This is a genomic window from Natronosalvus halobius, assembly GCF_024138145.1.
GTDB lineage: Archaea > Halobacteriota > Halobacteria > Halobacteriales > Natrialbaceae > Natronosalvus > Natronosalvus halobius.
Genome location: NZ_CP099997.1, coordinates 2,693,386 through 2,711,118, shown reverse-complemented (window position 1 = coordinate 2,711,118; position 17,733 = coordinate 2,693,386). Strand labels below are relative to the sequence as shown.

General features: G+C 65.1%; 20 protein-coding genes. 15 read left to right on the top strand and 5 right to left on the bottom strand.

All coding sequences use genetic code 11. From position 1 onward, the window contains the following. Positions 1 to 181 precede the first annotated feature (181 nt). The 3 genes from NGM15_RS13205 (at position 182) to NGM15_RS13195 (ending at position 2,509) form a co-directional block, all read left to right on the top strand. Complete coding sequence (locus NGM15_RS13205) at positions 182 to 853, top strand: DUF7344 domain-containing protein (RefSeq protein WP_253431780.1); 672 nt, start codon at positions 182 to 184, stop codon at positions 851 to 853. Positions 854 to 1,198: 345 nt separating this feature from the next. After that, a complete protein-coding gene (locus NGM15_RS13200) occupies positions 1,199 to 2,110 on the top strand; it encodes an acyltransferase (RefSeq protein ID WP_253431776.1) in 912 nt (303 codons plus the stop codon). A gap of 87 nt (positions 2,111 to 2,197) precedes the next feature. After that, positions 2,198 to 2,509, top strand: a complete 312-nt coding sequence (locus tag NGM15_RS13195) for a DUF7577 domain-containing protein (protein WP_253431774.1) — start codon at positions 2,198 to 2,200, stop codon at positions 2,507 to 2,509. 134 nt (positions 2,510 to 2,643) lie between these two features. Here NGM15_RS13195 and NGM15_RS13190 read toward each other — a convergent pair whose 3' ends face one another. After that, positions 2,644 to 3,411, bottom strand: a complete 768-nt coding sequence (locus NGM15_RS13190) for a hypothetical protein (RefSeq protein WP_253431772.1) — start codon at positions 3,409 to 3,411, stop codon at positions 2,644 to 2,646. Between the two features lie 582 nt (positions 3,412 to 3,993). On the opposite strand from NGM15_RS13190, the gene NGM15_RS13185 reads away from it, so the two are divergent. Both NGM15_RS13185 and NGM15_RS13180 read left to right on the top strand, forming a co-directional pair. Beyond that, entirely contained in the window at positions 3,994 to 4,275 is a 282-nt protein-coding gene (locus tag NGM15_RS13185) for a hypothetical protein (RefSeq protein ID WP_253431770.1), read from the top strand. A gap of 53 nt (positions 4,276 to 4,328) precedes the next feature. Continuing rightward, the gene (locus NGM15_RS13180; RefSeq protein WP_253431768.1) at positions 4,329 to 5,171 is read left to right on the top strand and encodes a polyprenyl synthetase family protein; all 843 of its coding nucleotides are present in this window, start codon (positions 4,329 to 4,331) and stop codon (positions 5,169 to 5,171) included. A 93-nt stretch (positions 5,172 to 5,264) separates the two neighbouring features. Here NGM15_RS13180 and NGM15_RS13175 read toward each other — a convergent pair whose 3' ends face one another. Together NGM15_RS13175 and NGM15_RS13170 are read right to left on the bottom strand one after the other, a co-directional pair. After that, positions 5,265 to 8,201 (bottom strand): PAS domain S-box protein, encoded by a 2,937-nt coding sequence (locus NGM15_RS13175; RefSeq protein WP_253431767.1) that lies wholly within the window; start codon positions 8,199 to 8,201, stop codon positions 5,265 to 5,267. Positions 8,202 to 8,299: 98 nt separating this feature from the next. Beyond that, positions 8,300 to 9,394 (bottom strand): DUF373 family protein, encoded by a 1,095-nt coding sequence (locus NGM15_RS13170; RefSeq protein WP_253431765.1) that lies wholly within the window; start codon positions 9,392 to 9,394, stop codon positions 8,300 to 8,302. A 249-nt stretch (positions 9,395 to 9,643) separates the two neighbouring features. On the opposite strand from NGM15_RS13170, the gene NGM15_RS13165 reads away from it, so the two are divergent. From NGM15_RS13165 to NGM15_RS13140, 7 genes are all read left to right on the top strand, one after another. Beyond that, complete coding sequence (locus tag NGM15_RS13165; protein WP_253431762.1) at positions 9,644 to 10,222, top strand: cysteine hydrolase family protein; 579 nt, start codon at positions 9,644 to 9,646, stop codon at positions 10,220 to 10,222. A gap of 112 nt (positions 10,223 to 10,334) precedes the next feature. Beyond that, positions 10,335 to 10,892, top strand: coding sequence for an RNA 2',3'-cyclic phosphodiesterase (gene thpR / locus NGM15_RS13160; RefSeq protein WP_253431760.1), 558 nt, complete (start codon positions 10,335 to 10,337; stop codon positions 10,890 to 10,892). A gap of 339 nt (positions 10,893 to 11,231) precedes the next feature. After that, positions 11,232 to 11,354 carry a hypothetical protein gene (locus NGM15_RS18735; protein WP_256498870.1) on the top strand — a complete coding sequence of 41 codons (123 nt, stop codon included), beginning with the start codon at positions 11,232 to 11,234 and terminating at the stop codon, positions 11,352 to 11,354. Then, positions 11,351 to 12,400, top strand: coding sequence for a hypothetical protein (locus tag NGM15_RS13155; RefSeq protein WP_253431757.1), 1,050 nt, complete (start codon positions 11,351 to 11,353; stop codon positions 12,398 to 12,400). Before NGM15_RS18735 ends, NGM15_RS13155 begins: the two co-directional genes overlap by 4 nt. Before the next feature lie 194 nt (positions 12,401 to 12,594). Beyond that, a complete protein-coding gene (locus NGM15_RS13150) occupies positions 12,595 to 12,747 on the top strand; it encodes a 50S ribosomal protein L39e (protein WP_253431754.1) in 153 nt (50 codons plus the stop codon). A 2-nt stretch (positions 12,748 to 12,749) separates the two neighbouring features. Then, positions 12,750 to 13,028, top strand: a complete 279-nt coding sequence (locus tag NGM15_RS13145; protein ID WP_253431751.1) for a 50S ribosomal protein L31e — start codon at positions 12,750 to 12,752, stop codon at positions 13,026 to 13,028. Between the two features lies 1 nt (position 13,029). Then, a complete protein-coding gene (locus NGM15_RS13140) occupies positions 13,030 to 13,695 on the top strand; it encodes a translation initiation factor IF-6 (protein ID WP_253431747.1) in 666 nt (221 codons plus the stop codon). Between the two features lie 162 nt (positions 13,696 to 13,857). Here NGM15_RS13140 and NGM15_RS13135 read toward each other — a convergent pair whose 3' ends face one another. Beyond that, on the bottom strand, positions 13,858 to 14,172 hold the full coding sequence (locus NGM15_RS13135; protein WP_253431745.1) for an ASCH domain-containing protein: 315 nt from the start codon (positions 14,170 to 14,172) through the stop codon (positions 13,858 to 13,860). A 223-nt stretch (positions 14,173 to 14,395) separates the two neighbouring features. Here NGM15_RS13135 and pfdA point away from each other — a divergent pair, with 223 nt between their 5' ends. Both pfdA and ftsY read left to right on the top strand, forming a co-directional pair. Then, positions 14,396 to 14,872: a prefoldin subunit alpha gene (pfdA, locus tag NGM15_RS13130; protein WP_253431742.1), complete on the top strand. Its 477-nt coding sequence runs from the start codon at positions 14,396 to 14,398 to the stop codon at positions 14,870 to 14,872. Between the two features lie 14 nt (positions 14,873 to 14,886). Continuing rightward, complete coding sequence (ftsY, locus tag NGM15_RS13125) at positions 14,887 to 16,344, top strand: signal recognition particle-docking protein FtsY (RefSeq protein WP_253431740.1); 1,458 nt, start codon at positions 14,887 to 14,889, stop codon at positions 16,342 to 16,344. A 49-nt stretch (positions 16,345 to 16,393) separates the two neighbouring features. Here ftsY and NGM15_RS13120 read toward each other — a convergent pair whose 3' ends face one another. Further along, complete coding sequence (locus NGM15_RS13120; protein WP_253431737.1) at positions 16,394 to 17,032, bottom strand: DUF502 domain-containing protein; 639 nt, start codon at positions 17,030 to 17,032, stop codon at positions 16,394 to 16,396. A 215-nt stretch (positions 17,033 to 17,247) separates the two neighbouring features. On the opposite strand from NGM15_RS13120, the gene NGM15_RS13115 reads away from it, so the two are divergent. Beyond that, a complete protein-coding gene (locus NGM15_RS13115) occupies positions 17,248 to 17,625 on the top strand; it encodes a thiol-disulfide oxidoreductase DCC family protein (RefSeq protein ID WP_253431734.1) in 378 nt (125 codons plus the stop codon). Positions 17,626 to 17,733: the final 108 nt, after the last annotated feature.

The window sequence follows — 17,733 nt, the reverse complement described above, 5'->3', positions numbered from 1 at the left end:
CTCGTTCGTCCCGAACCCGTTGGCGTGGCGGGGAGACGGTCGACGATCGTTTGGATGGCGAACGGTGGCGTCCGGTTCTGATGTTGAACAGTATCGGTAACGTTCATTTCACGACCGTTGATAGACCACCTATCTGTTTTGGAACGATGCTTAACCGACTCTGGTAGTAAGCAGCGGTTGTATGAGCCAGACGGACTCTGCGGCACGTAATCTGTCGATTGATTCGACGTTCAACGCCATTACCAGCCGACGACGGCGACGTATTCTGGCGTTCGTCGGCGAACGGCGCGAGGGCGGGATCGATTCGGTCACGCTCGACGAACTGGCCCGAGAACTCGCCGCCGAGGAGCGCGGAAGACCGGCCGCGTCGGTCACCACGGACGAGTACGAGGAGCGCCGAACCGCACTCGTTCACGTCGAATTACCCCTGCTCGAGGACGCCGGGTTGCTCGCGTGGGACCGCGAGGCGGGCGCCGTCTCGCTGCCCGACGACCTCGTCCTGGACGGGGCGACCATCCGAAAGACGACCGAACGCAACGACACGAACTGGGACGCCATCTTCGAGGCGCTCGCGAACGAGCGGCGACGAGTCGCTCTCGCCGTGCTCGACGGCGCGTCCGAACCGCTCTCCGTCGCCGTCCTCGCCTCGGAAGTTGCCGCCGAGGTCGGTGCCGGTGAAGCGGACGTGCGGACCACCCTCACCCACCAGCACCTGCCCGCCCTCGAGGCGGCCGGGTTGGTCACAGTCGGCGAGAAGGGCGTCATGTACGCCGACGACCACCTCGAGGACGGAATCGTCGACACCGACTTCATCACGCCCTCGCGTCCACTCGTCGCTGGAACGTCGCTCTGATCGGTCCGCTGGCACCGAATCTCGACACGACAGCCGCTTTCCGTCTTCTCGCCGCGCTCGTGCGTCGTTCGAACGATCGCCGTGCTCGAACAGTTCCGATGGTCGCCAAGCGTGCCCCATCGGAGAACGCCCAAACAGTCGGTACTGATGGTAAAACCGATTCGCGAGCGAGAGAGACTCGATCTCGAGTTCGAGAACCCGTTCTCGAGTTCGGGGAATCGCTACCGACGAATCCTCGGTATGGATCGATCGGTAGCGTCGGGCTACTCCGATATCGATAGCTCTCGGGAGGGAGAGAAAATCGAGAACCGAACGTCTATGACCTTCGCCACAGTACACCGCCACATGACCAAGCGGTACGTCTCGCTGCCGGACGAGGCGGAAGCGGGGATGCGGGAGTTCGTGACGACCGTCGACGAGCGCCTCTCGAGCGACGAGAGTACCTGTTCGGTCGTCGAGGACGTGCTCATCGACCTCTCGGGAGACCGGGACGCCTACGAGCGCTGGCAAGCCGGTGGCGACGTCTCGTCGGCCGAACTCGTCAGACTCCAGAGCTACGACCCCTGTAACACGACCCTCGAGAGCGAGTACTACGCCGAGAAGGACGAAGCAAAGTTCAAGCGGTCGAAACACCTCCAGTGGCTCTGGCGACAGTTCGACAGCCTGCCAATCGCCGACAACGTCGAGTTCGCTCTCCGGTTCAGACAGATGCTCGCCGACCACCTCTTCGAGGAGTGCGGGGAGAACTGCCGCTTCTTCAAGGGGATCACGTTCACCTACGGCCACAACATTACAGTTGGCGACAACACGATAATCCACGATGACGTCCACCTGGACGACCGCGGCAAGCTCACGATCGGCGACCGGGTCTCCATCTCCGACGGCGCACACCTCTACAGCCACGACCACGACGTCGTCGACCAGACCGAAGTCCGAAACTTCCACACCGTCATCGAAGACGATGTCCGCCTGACCTACGACTCAATGGTGCGCGCGGGGAACAGGGTCGGCGAGAACGCCATCGTCGGCGCCCGCGCCATCGTCCAGAACGACGTGCCGGCCCACCACATCGCCGTCGGCATGCCCGCGAAGAGCATCAAGATCAAACCTGGCTGGGAAGACGTCGCGACTCCGCTGGAAGACGCCGGCGAGAACCGACAGGCCGAACGCGAAATCGAGTACGACCTGGACGACGGCCTCGAGCAGTTCGACGAGTTCCAGCGCGACCTGACGCCGCCCGGACGCCGAACGAACTGACAGCGAGCGTTTTCTCGAGCCTGTGACCGTCACAGAGAGCGATAGTTCGGGTAATAGCCAAGTGGGTTGAGAACGTATAGCACACCAATGAGCCTCTGGGTCTGGCTCGTCGGGTACGTGCTGTTGTTCGCCTTACTCCACCTGGTGCTCTACTACGCGTACGCGCGCCGCGACGGCGAGACTGGCCTTCCCGCGTCCGTCACCGACGGCGAGCACGCCGGCCTGCAGTCGGCGCCGCGATTGGATCGGGGTCGCACTCACCACGACGGCGCCGACTCACTCGACGCCGAACTCGATGTCGACGGCGAGACGACGGCCTGTCCGCACTGCGGTGCGCCGAACGAACGAGAGCCGACGTTCACCTACTGCCGGGTGTGCGTCTCGCCGCTCAGACGGTAGCCGCGAAGAATCCGTGTTCTCGGTGCAGGTCGGCCCATCGAGTTCGTCGTCACCGCGTCCACGTTCGCGTACGTATTTTCGTCCCGTCGTTGTTGCGTGTCGTCGTCACCCTATGCCATCGTTCTCGCGGGCCGTCACCGCTGCGAGCCGCCGTCACTGTCACTATCGGCCAGCGCCGTCTCGAGCGCCCGCAGGTGATCGACGCCGACGACGGCGACGACCGACCCCTCCGCCCGGAGCGACTCGAGGTGGTCGGTCATACACGACTCCCGCGTCTCGTCGCGGTACGTCGTCGCGTCCGGCCCGTCGTCCTGGAGCTGGAGGAGCGTTTTGACGCCGGAGACGTGTCGTCGCTCGTGCTCGGCCTGCGTCGCGGGTGAATCGTCCGGTGAACAGGCGTACTCGATTGGATCGCCGCAGGCGATGGTCACCGACGTCGCGTTCGAGACGGTGGCGGCGACGCGACAGGTCAGCGCCGTTCGCGTTGCCCCACTGAGACTCGAAAAGACCCGTCGAGCGGTCGACGCCGGGACGCGGTCGGCGAGCAGGCGGGTGGAGAGGCGGCGGAGAAACGACCAGTTGGGGGCGTCGATGCCCACGACGTCCGCCTCCGGTGCGGCGCGAATCGCGGCCGCCATCTCGCCGCCGAACTCGGGCGAGGGCGTCCCCTCGCTGTCGCGAGCGTAGGTTCGATACAGCGGAACGGCCGCACCCGGGAGTTCCAGGGCCAGCGTGTCGGGCTCGAGGTACTCCAGGACCGTTTCGACGCGGGCGATGCTTGCAGGGTGATCGTGAACGACGCCGAGGAGCGTCACGTCCGTCTCGCCAGAGAGTTGGCGGCAGAACTGCGTCGTAATCCGTGGATCGTCGAAGTGGTCGACGAACGACGGGTCGCCAGTCATGAATCGAGTAGTAATATGCGACTACCGTCATAACCCTTCTGGCCTCGAGTCGCGTGCACGTCGTTCGGATGTAACGTCCGTTGGAGCCGATCTCCCGCCTCATCGTCGCCCCGGCGGCGTGTAACCGTCGCTTACCCGCGTGTGGAGCGACGTAAACGATCGTTGTCGGCGTCGCTCTCAGGTGTCGTCGTAGACGTGCGCGGTAGCGATGAAGTACGGTGGCGACGAAACACGGCACGACGGAGCGCGGCAGTGACAAAATACGGCACGACGAGGCGCGTAGAGAACGTCTATACCGTATCGAGAACGTATCTGAAACGACAAGACATATCGAACGACGAGCAAACGACAACCGTTCGCGACATCCAGCAACCTGGGCACAGCCCGGCACCATCGGAGCAGGGACGTACCCCCTGGCGACGTTCATGGCCGTTCCACCACCTCTGCTGTTGCTGGCCACCGTCGCCACGCAGTACAAGGGAAACGGACGTCTTCAGCGTTGTGGCCGTCGATGGCGTTGCCTGGTGAACGTACCACCAGGCGTGAAAACGCGCTTTTCTCCCCGTGAGGCGTATTACGCGTATGAACGCCAAACAACGCCACACTGGACGCGGAGTTCCCGGACGGAGACCTGCGGGACGGGGCGCCGCCGCGCGACGAACGGACCAGCGACTCGAGGCCGTGCTCGCTCGACTCGAGGCGACCGAGCGGCGCCAGCAGTTGCTCGAAGGCACCGTGAGCGGCCTGGCTCGAGAGCTGGGCGCCTCCATCGCCGGGTCGTGCGGTCGTTGTGAGCGGAGCTACCTCCTCGTTCGTTCCGACGCGCTGTACTGTCCGGCCTGTGGCTACAGACGCGCGCTGTGAAGACGGTGGTGGCAACCGTCACCTACTTTTGAGGGCCGTCCTAAGCCCTGTCAATGGAACTGCTGGAGCACCGTCGAGCGCTCCTCGAGGAGCGACTCATCGAGGTCGTCGACGGCGTCGAGCCGGAGGCGCTCAACGACGGCGTTCGTCACGCCACCCTCGCCGGCGGAAAACGCGTCCGCCCGACGGTGACCGTCCTCGCCTGTGAGACCGTTGGCGGGGAGGCGAGCGACGCCGTCGACTTCGGCGTCGGCATCGAACTCGTCCACACGGCATCGCTCGTCGTCGACGACATCATCGACCGCTCGGAACTCCGGCGCGGTACCACCAGCGCCTGGTCGGAACTCGGGTACGGCCCCGCGATCATCACCAGCGACGGCCTCCTCGGGGAAGCCTTCGCGCTGTTCTCGAGCGACCCCGCCGCGATGCAGGTCGTCTCCGAGGCGATGGTCGAACTCGGCGTCGGCGAGGCCACCGAACTCGAGGCGAAACCCAAGACGGAAGCCGAGTACATGACCCTTGCCCGGCGCAAGACCGGCGCGCTGTTCCGGGCGGCCGCCGAACTCGGCGCCATCGCGGCCAACGCGGACACGTTCACGGTCGAAGCCCTCGGCGAGTACGCCGAACGGGTCGGCGTCGCCTTCCAGATCCGCGACGACGTCCTGGACGCCGTCGCCGACCCCGAAGCGCTCGGCAAGCCGACCGGACACGACGCCGTGATGGAGCGTCCGTCGCTCGTGCAGATTACGGAGATGACGCCGTCCGAGGCGAACGGCCGGGCCCGAGCGGAGGCCGACCGGGCCATCGACGCGCTCGGGACCGTCGACGTCGTGAACGCCGAGGCGCGAGACTACCTGCTCGAGCTGGCGGAGTTCGTCGTCGAGCGAGAACGCTAGTGGCGTTCCAGGCCTGAGCTGATGGGTGAAACCGATAGCGATCATCCGGTTTCACGCATCAGTCGACGTTTGGGAGAGTACTAACGCCGACCGTCAGGCCGTCTCGACGCCGTGGAACTCGAAGCGAGCGCCGCCGTCTTCGCTGTCCGTGATCGAGACCTCCCAGCCGTGAGCCTGGGCGATATCGCGAACGACCGCGAGCCCGATGCCGGTGCCGCTACCCGACGTGTAGCCGTACTGGAGTACCTCGTCCCGTCGTTCGGGCGGGATTCCCGGCCCCGTGTCCTCGACGGCGAACCCGTCCTCGAGCGATCGGAGGCGGACCGTGACCGCCTCGCCACCGTACTCCACGGCGTTTCGAAACAGGTTCTCGAGGAGCGAGTGGAGCTGGTCCTCGTCGACGAGCACCCGCCCGAGGTCGTCGCCCACCTCGAGCGTCGCCTCGGCCGTCTCGACGTTCTGCCAGGCCTCCGTCGTGGTCTCGGAGAGCGAAACGGGATCTGGGTCGGAGACGGTCCGGCCCTCGCGCGATGTGGTCAATAAGTTCTCGATGATCGTCTCCATGCGGTCGAGGGACTGCTCGATCTGATCGAAGTCCTCCGGGTTCCCGTCCCGCCGCGCCATGTCGGTGTAGATCTGGGCGATACCCAGTGGATTGCGCAGGCCGTGGGAGACGACGCTCGCGAACTGCTCCAGCTTCTGGATGCGTTCGTTGCGCTCGGTGATGTCCTGGGCCATCGCCATTCCGGCCGTGGAACCGCCCTGGACGTCGGTGATCGGTGCGGTGTGGATCGACCACTGCCGACCCCCGTACTCGACTTCGATCGACTGCTCGGTTCCGTCGAGTGCCTCCTGGAAGGCCGACTCGAGCGCTCGGCTGGCGCTTTCGTCGATCATCTCCACCGGCACCCGTCCCTCGAGTTCGTCAGCGGAGATGGGCAGATTCTCGAACGCCTGTCCCGCCGCGAGCGTACACCGGAGGTCCTCGTCGAACAGCATCACGACCCCGTTCGGGAAGTGCTCGGCGAGGGTGCGGTAGCGTCGCTCGGATTCGGCCAGCTGTTGTTCGCGCTCGATGCGCTCGGTGACGTCCCTGAAGTAGACGGAGACGCCGGTTTCGGAGGGGTAGATGTTCGCCTCGACCCAGAAGTCGAGGAGGTCGAAGTAGCGTTCGTAACTGGTCTGTTCCTGGGTATCCATCGCCGTGTGGAACGCGTCCCAGACCTCGTCGATCTCGGCTGCCTCCGGAAACACCTCCCAGAGCGATTCGCCGAGCAGTTCGTTCTCGCTGGCCTGGAGCAGTTCCTCAGCACGTTCGTTCACGTGTGTAAACCGGTACCCCTCGTCGAGTGCGTAGAACGCGTCGGAGATGCGCCCGAGCAGTTCCCCGAGTTCGGACTCGAGTTGTTGCTCGCGTTTTTTGACCCCGGTGATGTCCTCGGCCGTGGTGATGATTCGCTGGAGGTCGCCGCCGTCGTCGAACACGGGGGCGGCGCTCACGGAGAGCCATATCCGGTCACCGGAGGGGCGTTCGACGACGACTTTCTGGTCGAGAACCTGATTTCCGGTTTCGAGAACGCGAACTGCAGGCCGATCCGACGGCGAAAACGACGTGCCGTCAGCGTGCGAAATCGTCCACTCCTCGAAGTCGTCGAGGCCCCCGGCGAGGTCCGGCTCCGTGAGGCCGAACAGCTCTCTCGCGCGGTGGTTCGCCAGGAGAAGCGAGCCGTCGGCGTCCCGGACCGAAATCGCGATCGGCGAGGTCCGCAGGAGTTGCTCGGTCTGGTCGCGCTCGCGACGGAGTTGCTCCTCGTGCTCTCGCCGCTCAGTCATGTCTCGCGTGACCTTCGCGTACCCCACCGGGTCGCCGTCGTCCCTGATCGCGGTGATGACGACGTTCGCCCAGAACCGCGAGCCGTCCTTCCGGACGCGCCACCCCTCGTCCTCGACCTGTCCCTCCTCGCGTGCCGTCGCCAGGAGACGCTCCGGTTTCCCGTCCGCGGCGTCCTCCTCCGGGTAGAACGTCGAGAAGTGCTCGCCGACGATGTCGTCGGTGGTGTAACCCTTGATCTCCCGGGCACCCGTGTTCCACGTGACGACCTGTCCACTGGAATCGAGCATGAAGATCGCGTACTCGTCGACCGCCTCGACCAGCGTCCGCAACTGCTCTTCCCGTTCGTACAGCGCGACCTCGGATCGTTTCCGGTCCGTGACGTCGTAGTAGAGTTCGATTCGCCCGCCCGCGTACCGACCGGCCGTGATCGGATTGCTCCGGTGTTCGAGCCACCGTTCATCGGCCCCATCTCGGGGTCGGAGGCGACACTCGAATCGCTCGGAGACGGTGTTGTCCTCGTAGCTCGAGCGGACGACGTCGACGAACGACTCCGGATCGGCCACCCGGTCCGCAATCGTCTCCTCGAGCACGTCGCGTTTGTCGCGGCCGACGACGGCCTCCCGGTCGAGGCCAAAGAACCGCTCGATCGTCCGGTCGGCCCACACGATCTCGAAGTCCGAATCGAGGAGGAAGACGCCGACGTCGGCCTCGTCGAGGACCGACGCCATCGACTCGAACGCGTCCTGGACGCTCTCGAGTTCGGCCTCTCGTCGCACCCGGTCGGACACGTCGCTGACGACGCAGACCGCCCCTCGGGACGGCCCGTCGGCCGACACGACGTTGAGTCGAAGTTCGCAGGGAATCGATTCGCCGGCGGCGGTTCGGATCGTGAGTTCGAGCGTCGAGACGTCGGCCGTGTCGGTCGTCAGTCGTGATCGAAATTCGGCGTCCAGTCGGTCCCGGTCCGCGTCGTCGTCTGCGAGGAGCGCAGAGGCGTGTGCACCTACCAGTTCCTCGCGGTCGTATTCCGTCAATTCGACGAGGGCGTCGTCGACGGCGACGAGGCGACCGTCCGCATCGAGTTGACAGACCCCACCGGGGACGGCGTCGACGAGCGTTCGATAGAGTGCCGAGAAGGAGGCGTCTGCGCCGGGTGGTGAAGACGCGACCCCGTCGTTTTCCGGACGTTCACCCATATACCCGTTTGCCACTCACTGGACGTATAAATACTCTGTTACCCGCTGTATCAGTTCGTACGGGCGTTTGCGTGGCAGCGTGCACCTGTCATCGGCCGTCAGGCACCCTCGGCGCGTCGACTCCCCTCCGCCAGGCGCGACTCCGCGACGGCGAACGTGAGCGTGCTCACGATCCCCAGGAGCGTCCCGCCCGTCAATGCCGTCGCGAGGTACGGGATGCCGGCCCGATCGAGGAAGAAGGCGCTCACGGCGTGGAGAACGATCGCCATCGCGATCACGTAGAACGGGGCGTTGAGGTAGCGCAACTCGAGGCTCCCGGCGATGTACTCGTCGGTGATCTGGCCCAGACTGGTCGTGATACCGGCGGCCGCGATCCACTGGATCGAGCCGTAGACGAACGCCGCGAGCACGACCGGAACGCCCCCGCCGGTCTCGTCCTGGACGGTCTCGATCGTGTCGAGACCGCTGACGCCCCCGAGCACCATCAGCGTGGCGGCGACGACGTACGCGATGAGGGTCATCCGTCCGGCGTACAGCGAGAGCCGAAGTCGCTCGACGCTCTCGTCGAGGTGCTCGCCGAGGCCGAGGCCGCGCGAGATCAGGTACAGGCCGAGCAGTGCCGAGGTCACCCCCAGCATCAGCCCCGGCAGGTTGAACAGGCTCCCGAGCAGCGCGAGGGGGTACACCAGGAGCAAGATCCCGATCGGGATCAGGACCGTCCCCCGGGTCTCGGGGTCGGCCAGCACCTGCTTCATCGTGTAGTACATCGATTCGAGGTTCTGGGCCTGGCGGACGACGACCCGGCGGACGCCGTCGATGGGTACCCGCGAGCGGATGATCGGAACGACCGACTCGTCCTGGGCGCCGTCGGTGACGAGCAACGCGGTGACGTCCTCGCCCGTCGTCAGGCTGGCCAACACGGTGTCGACCTCGTCGCCGACCTTGCGGTTGGCTTTGACGTCGGATCCCTCGAGACCGGTGACGACGGCGACCTCGACGCTCTCGTCGCGAGAGTCGAGGTCGTCGTAGATGTGCAGTCCCTGGAAGACGACGTTGACGTCGGAGTCCTCCGGGTCCGCGGTTGCGAGGGCGACGGCCGCCTCCTCGACGTCCTCGCGGCCGATGACTGGCGTCGAGAATCCGGTCTTCCGACCGAGGTCGTCGTCGAGGTCGACACAGAGGACCAGCAGCATCGTGGGGACGTTGGGTTGCCCAGTATTTCCCTCTTCTGGGAATGAGAGGGCATGTCACACCTTCTGAGAGCGAGCGGTGGTCACCCTCTGCTGTGAGCGAGACGGCGTGTTGCCATTTTTGGTGAACGAGGCGGCGTGTCGCGATCGAGGCCTGGTGACAGGCAGCGCGCTCGAGCAAAGCGAACGACCGCAGGAGTTGCCTCGAACGCTGGTCGAAGCGTTCAACGCACTCGAGCGACACCTATCGGCATGAACGGACTCGAGACCGCGCTCCCCGCGAACGCGACGTTGCTCCTGGTCGACGTCCAGCGAGGCTTCGACGACCCCGTCTGGGGCGAGCGTAACAATCCCGACGCCGAGGCGCGAATCGCCGACCTGCTGGCGGCCTGGCGCGAGACCGAGCGGCCGGTCGTCCACGCGAAACACTGCTCGACCGAGGCGGACTCGCCGCTGCGAGCGGGTCAGCCGGGAAACGCGTTCAAGGCCGTCGGTGAGCCCGAGGCGGGAGAGCCCGTTCTCGAGAAGCGAGTCAACGGCGCGTTCGTCGAGACGGACCTCGAGGAACGCCTGCGTGACTGGGACGTGGAGACGGTCGTCCTCTGTGGCTTCACCACCGACCACTGCGTGTCGACGACGACCCGAATGGCCGAGAACCGCGGCTTCGGCCCGGTCGTCGTCGCGGACGCCACGGCGGCGTTCGACCGCGAGGGCCACGACGGCAGGGCCTACGACGCCGAGACGAGCCATCGACTCGCGCTCGCCCACCTCAACCGCGAGTTCGCGATAATCGCGGACGCGGCGACCGTGGTGGACGCAGCTCGGGCGTGATCGGCCCTTGATATATGATATGGTTTTCATAGTATAAGAATATAATTTCTGTAGTTATAGGACTGCCACGCCCGCCACCAGCATTCAAGCCCGTACGCGCCGTAGCACCGGTATGCGACTGTTCGTCAGCGTCGACCTCCCGGAATCGCTCGCCGACGTCGTCGCCGCGGTCCAGGAACCGCTCTCTGACGCCTCGGGAATCCGACTGACCGACCCGACGCAGGCGCACATCACGCTCGTCTTCCTCGGCGACGTCGATCCCAACCGCGTGCCCGACATCGAACGAGAACTCGAGGCCGCCGTCGACGATGCCGGGATCGACCCGTTCGAGGCCCGCTTCACTGGCCTGGGCGTCTTCCCAAGTCTCGAGTACATCCGCGTGGTCTGGCTCGGCGTCCAGGACGGAAGCGAAGAACTGACGCGCCTCCAGGCGGCGGTCGAGAATCGGACGACGGCGATGGGCTTCGAGGCCGACGACCATGAGTTTACGCCCCACGTCACCCTCGCGCGAATGGACCATGCCGGCGGGAAAGAGCGCGTCCAGTCGGTCGTACGCGAGCGCTCGTCGACCGTCGGCACGACCATGGTCGACGAGATTCGGCTCACCGAGAGCCGACTCACCGACGACGGCCCCGTTTACGAGACCCGCGGGCGCTTCCCGCTCGAATAGCCGGTTCGCCGCGACTTTCGCTCGGGTAGCCGGTTCACCGCGACTTTCCGCTCGAGTAGTCGGTTCACTACGCCCCTCGCCCGAATCGGTTTCAACGTCCCGTGTCCCGTCGACGAACCACCTGTTCTCTCCGCCCACTATCCGTCGTTCGTGACAGTCCGAAACCCGCGTCAGTATCGCTCGAACGACCGTCATCAGAAATAGACTGTTTTGTGATACGTACGCGTACATCTCGATTCAAGTAGAGTCATCGAACAACCATTAGAGATTCTGTAACACAAGTTATCGACGAAATACAGCGAGAAGAGTAATACCAGGTTCTGTTGTAACAGAACAGGTATGATCGAGGTGACAGGGACGGTCGACGTCGGTCGCGACCTGACTGTCGTGAACGCAAACGCGTCCGTGAGCGCGACCGCCACCGCGGTGGTCGAAGCGGGCCACGATCGACCGACCTCATGACCGAGGCCGACGGATCCCGTGATTCCGGAGGTGACGGAACGACAGTCGGTACGACAGCGGACACAACGGCCGGCACGGCGGACGACACGACGGGTGATACAACGACCGGTGCCACAGACGACACGTTCGTCGACGGCGTCACGACCCGACGAGAGGTGCTGGCTGCCCTCGGCGGCGCGGCCGTTCTCTCCTCGACCACCGAAACGACGACCACGTCGGTCACCGAAGGTCCGGTCCACCTCCGCGTCTACCCTGGCGCCCTCCCGACGACCGGCTGGGCCCGTTACGGCTGGCAAGGCGTCTCGAGCGGCTGGCCGCCGCCGTACGAGGACGCCCTCGATGCCATCAGGGACGCGTTCGACCAGGTGACGGCGTACGCCGTGGACCAGGGACGGCTCCAGGACATCGAGGTGATCGTCGAACGTGGCGGCCAGGTCGACCTCTCGCTCGCGTCCGGGTCCTCCCCGCGAGACGCCGTCGCACCGACCCAGCAGGGCGTCCTGGACGCCTTCGCCGAGGTGCTCGATGAGCGAGGGGCCGTCACGGGGCGATGTAGCCACCTCCTGTGCTGGTGGGGGCCGGTTCACTACGCGGTCGGATACGGCGGCACCCGGCGGCCGAACCACCACGTCGATGCGGTCGAAGGCGAGGACGCGCAGGTCGTCGCCAATCTCGGCGCCACGGAGACGTGGGACTCCCGCGACGTGACGAAGAACGTCGCCATCCACGAGGCGTTCCACACGTTCCTCACCGGCAACGTCGTCGAGACGGTGATCGACAGCCGGTGTGAACACGACCTCGGGTCCGCCGTCCGCGTCGACGAGGACACCCTCGAGGTGTCGCCGATGGCGACCGCCTACGCGGGCCCGGACGAGGTCGGCGGCGGGACGCAATTCCACGGCACGACCTGTCACGACCACGACTCGTTCTACCGCCACGACGGCTACGACGGGGTCGAGAACTGGCGGTACACGACGACCGTCAGCGAGGCGACCCTCGAGGCCGTCACAACCTACATCGAGCACTATCTGCTCGAGGAAGGGTGACTCGGGGCGTGTCGCTCGAGCGTGCCTCGACGGACGATCATGACGTGCCCCTAGATGCCTGAAGTCACGGGTACGGAAAGCGGGTAGTCGCGGATGGGGATTTGGGTCAGCATCCAGGACTGCCCGAGTGCACGCGAGTCCTCGACGGCCAGATGGACAAGATTTTAAGCCAGCGTCGGTTACCTGCGTCCACTATGGGTAAAAAATCGAAGGGCAAGAAAAAGCGGCTTGCCAAACTCGAGAACCAGAACAGCCGCGTCCCCGCGTGGGTCATGCTCAAGACCGACATGGACGTGCAGCGAAACCCCAAGCGACGCAACTGGCGTCGAAACGACACTGACGAGTAACCATGAGTGCAAGTGATTTCGACGAACGCGTCGTCACCGTCCCGCTGCGTGACGTGAAGAAGGGGCCAAACCACGAGGCCGCCAACTACGCGATGTCGGTCGTCCGCGAGCACCTGGCGAAACACTTCGCCGTCGACGAGGACGCCATCCGCCTCGATCCCTCGATCAACGAGGAGATCTGGGCCAACGGCCGCGCGAACCCGCCACGGAAGCTTCGCGTTCGTGCCGCCCGGTTCGAAGACGCCGGCGAGGCGATCGTCGAAGCCGAGGTCGCCGAGTAACTTGCTTCGCGCCGCGTTCGGCGGGTCGTCGTACATCGGCGTCTTCGCCCGTACGACCGACTCGCACCTGTTCGTCCGCCCCGACGCCGACGACGACCTCGTCGCGGACCTCGCCGAGGAACTCGCGGTCGAGGCCGTCCAGACGACCGTCGGCGGCTCCTCGACCGTCGGTGCGCTAGCGATGGGTAACGAGAACGGCCTGCTCGTCAGTTCGCGCGTCCTGGAGTACGAGCGCGAACGGCTGGAGGAGACCCTCGACGTACCCGTCACCGAGTTGCCCGGACAGATCAACGCCGCCGGAAACGTCGTCCTGGCGAACGACTACGGCGCGTACGTCCACCCCGACCTTCCCCGGGAAGCCGTCCAGGTCGTCGGGGATGCCCTCGAGGTGCCCGTCGAGCGCGGCGACCTCGCCGGCGTCCGAACGGTCGGGACCGCGGCCGTGGCGACGAACGACGGCGTCCTCTGCCATCCCAAAGCCACTGATGGCGAGTTAGACGCCCTCGAGGACGCCCTCAACGTCCGCGCGGACGTGGGGACGATCAACTACGGCGCGCCGCTGGTCGGCTCTGGCCTGCTCGCCAACGCCCAGGGGTACGTCGTCGGCAGAGACACGACGGGACCGGAGCTGGGCCGGATCGAGGACGCACTCGGGTACATCGACTGAGGGTGTTTCTTGCCCGCGTTGGCCGGGTCGGCCAGCGGGTTCTCCTCTACAGTGCACGCGTGAGCGCTGGCGACCTCGAGCGGCGGCTACACTTCACCGCTTCGTCACCGATTCCCGACGCTCGAACGTCACTCACTACCCCCGATGCTCGGTGTTCACCCCCTACTCCCGACGCTCGAACCGATGGCGAACGACCTCGCTCTCGTCGTCCCACTCGAAGTTCTCGTGAGCGCGCTCGAGCAGGTCGCGATACGCCTCGAGGCTCTCGACGCCCTCTCTTCTGGCGTCGGCGTCGGTCAGATCCCCGAGGGTTCGCTCCGTGACGTCGACGACCTCGAACATCGCGTCGTCGACGACGAACGTATCGCCCACTTCGGCGTAGGCCCGTCCGCGGTGAATCTGGGTGATTTCGCCGTCGGAAACCTGCGATCGCATCCGAGGCGAGGGGAGCAGGATATCCGGCTCGAGTTCGGGCATACCCGGCATTCGGTCGGCGTGGCAAAAACGCTTGAGCCTACGGTGGGGATGGTCTCGAGCACGGCTGGCGTCTCGGAGCCCGGATTCATCGATCCCGAGTAGTCGGGTCGGCAGGGAAGGGAACATTCTTCCGACTGCCTGACGGACCAATAGCCATGCGAACAATCGATAGCCGCGAGGCGACACACGCGCGAACCGACGCCGCAACCGAGGTGGCTCACTGATGGGCGCTAGTCAGCAACAGCTGCAGGAACTCTCCCAGCAGCTCCAGGAGATCGAAGAACAGATCCAGGTCCTCCGGGGCGAGGTCGAGCAAGTCCGGGACGAACAGGACGCCGTCGACGAAGCGACCGACGCCATCGAACAACTCGAGACCGGCTCGACGGTCCAGGTTCCCCTGGGCGGCGGCGCCTACGTTCGAGCGACGATCGACGACATCGACGAGATTATCGTCGAACTCGGTGCCGACTACGCCATCGAACGGGACCAGGACGGCGCTGCCGAGACGCTCGAGCACAAGAAAGACCGCCTCGGCGATCGAATCGACGACCTCGAGGAGGAGATCACGGAACTCGAGAGCGAGAGCGGTCAGCTCGAACAGCAAGCTCAGCAGCTCCAGCAGCAGGCGATGCAACAGCAGATGCAGCAGATGCAGGGTCAGGGCCAGGGTCCGGGATCGGATCAGGGTCTCGACGAGTAACGTAGGCGACGCCCATGTTCGACAACCTGAAGGAGAAACTCGGCAGTTTCCGCAAGGACGCCGAAGAAGCCGCGGAGGCGAACGTCGAAGACGTCGACGAGGACGAACTCGAGGACGGCGACCTCGAGGAACCGGTCGACGCGTCAAAGGCGGAACCCGCGGAACCGGAATCTGAACCGAACGCCGAGGACGGACCAGCAGCGACGGCGGCAGCTACCGCGTCCGACTCGCGCTCGGGTGTCGAGTCCGACTTCGAGGACGAAACGGCCGCTGGTGCGGGTACCGAATCTGAACGCGAGGTCGCGGAGACAACTGACGCTGGCGCCGAACCTCGAGCCGACGCTCCCGTTGCAGAGACCGACGCTGCACCCGTCGAAGACGGAGCGTTCGAGGAGGAAGCCACGACCGACGAGGGGTCCGTCGAAAGCGGTTTGGTGGGCGAAGAGGGAGACGAATTCGAAGACGAGGAGGGCCTCGAGGACGAATTCGAAGACGAGGAGAGCCTCGAGGACGAAGTCGAAGCCGAAACCGAAGTTGAAGCCGAATCCGGAGCTGAAGCCGAAACCGACGCAGACGACACCGGCGGCATCGGCTTCGGCCGCAAGGCCAAATCACTCGTCCGCGGCAAGTTCGTCATCGAGGAAGAGGACCTCGAGGGGCCACTCCAGGAACTCGAACTGGCCCTGCTCTCGAGTGACGTCGAAATGGGCGTCGTCGACGAGATCGTCGACAACATCCGCGAGGAACTCGTCGGCGAGACGCGCACGTTCACCACCTCGACGGGCGCGGTCGTCGAGGAGGCCCTGAAGGACGCCATCTACGACGTGATCAGCGTCGGTCAGTTCGACTTCGACGAGCGAATCGCCATCGAGGACAGGCCGGTCGTCATCGTCTTCACGGGCGTCAACGGCGTCGGCAAGACGACCTCGATTGCGAAACTTGACCGGTACTTCGAGGAACGTGGCTACTCGACGGTGATGGCCAACGGCGACACCTATCGCGCCGGTGCAAACGAACAGATCGGCGAGCACGCCCGGGCACGCGATACCAAACTTATCGCCCACGACCAGGGCGGCGACCCCGCGGCCGTGCTCTACGACGCCGTCGAGTACGCCGAGGCCAACGACATCGACGTCGTCCTCGGAGACACTGCCGGGCGCCTCCACACCAACGAGGGGCTGATGGACCAGCTCGAGAAGATCGGCCGGGTCGTCGATCCCGACATGATCCTGTTCGTCGACGAGGCCGTCGCCGGCCAGGACGCCGTCAACCGTGCTCGTGAGTTCAACGCGGCCGCCGAGATCGACGGCACGATTCTCACGAAAGCCGACGCCGACTCGAACGGCGGGGCAGCCATTTCGGTGGCCCACGTCACCGGCAAGCCGATCCTCTTCCTGGGCGTCGGCCAGGGCTACGAGGACATCGAGCGATTCGACCCCGACGAGATGGTCGAACGGTTGCTCGAGGAGTAGGTGCCGACGCTCTCACAGCGGACGACGTTTTTCGAGGGCATCGAGTAAATCAGCGATCCTCGTCCACGCCGTTAGACGCAACGCCGAGCGTCGCGGTCATTCGCACGGCTTCCTCGACGCTGACGTCGACGTCGGAGACGGCGTCGTCGGGGACGTGGACGATGAACCCGTTCGTCATCGGATTCGGGCCGAGCGGGATCATGATCGTTTGCATGTCCCCCGCATCCGCACTCTCCTCGATCACGGTCGGAGTATCGGCGGTCAGAAAGCCGAGGACGTGCGCGCCTCGGTGGGGAAATTCGACGAGTTTGACGTCCTCGAACTGGTCGACGTCGTCGTCGATCAGGACGTTGCTCGCCTGGCGAACGCTCGTGTAGATCGTTCCAATGCCGGGAATCGCCTCGAACGTGCGGTGGAACCGATGGGAGAGGTACGTCCCGGGGGTGTACTCCGCGACGAGCCCGACGAGGAGGAAGAACGCGAGCAGCGCGAGGATGGTCAGCACTTGCATGACCGCCGTCGACGGCTCGTTGTCCCAGAGGTAGCCGACGCCGGCGATCGCCGGCGAGAGGAGACCGAGGAGGAACTCGAAGACGACGAGGAGGACGATGAGCGTGACGATGATCGGAATCGTGATCACGATCCCGTTGACGAACCACCGCCTCAGCCGCGACGACAGCGCGTTCATACGTCCGGTATACGATACGAATCCCTGAAATTCGTTCGGCCTGCAGTAATCGCGAACCTGGTCGTATCGATGCGTTGGTTTCTATCGGTCACGGTCATTGCAGCGTTCGAGGACTGCCAGTGATACGGTCGCACCGGTGCTCGAGGAAGAACGGCGACCGACGACTGAAACCAGCGAGGGACAGACCTTTCGGCCGGCCGGCCGTCGATAGGGACATGACAGCAACGCCACTACCGCGACTCGTCTACGACGACGACTGTGGCTTCTGTACCTGGTGTGCCGAGTACGCCGACGCCCGCGGCGCGTTCGAGCTCGTCGGGTTCGAGGACCTCTCGCCGGATCAACTCGCCCGACTGCCCGACGACTACGAAACCTGCGCCCACCTCCTCACCCAGGACCGGGTCTACTCCTGCGGCGAAGCCCTCGAGGAGGCCGTGGCCCGCCTCGAGACGCCCGACCGGTTCGTGGCTCGAGCGTTCCGGCGACTCCCCGGACACGGTCGATTGCGAGAGTGGGGATACCGCGCGGTTGCGGACAACCGGGTCCTGTTCGGCAAAATCGCGAGCCGGGACCCACCGGCGAGACAGCAGTGACAGCAGCCGTCACCTCGTACGAACGATATTGATCCTCGCTATACCATCTATACTATTACCGAACAACGAGTCTCGAACGTCTCGGGTGGTCGAATTACTCAGGGAACA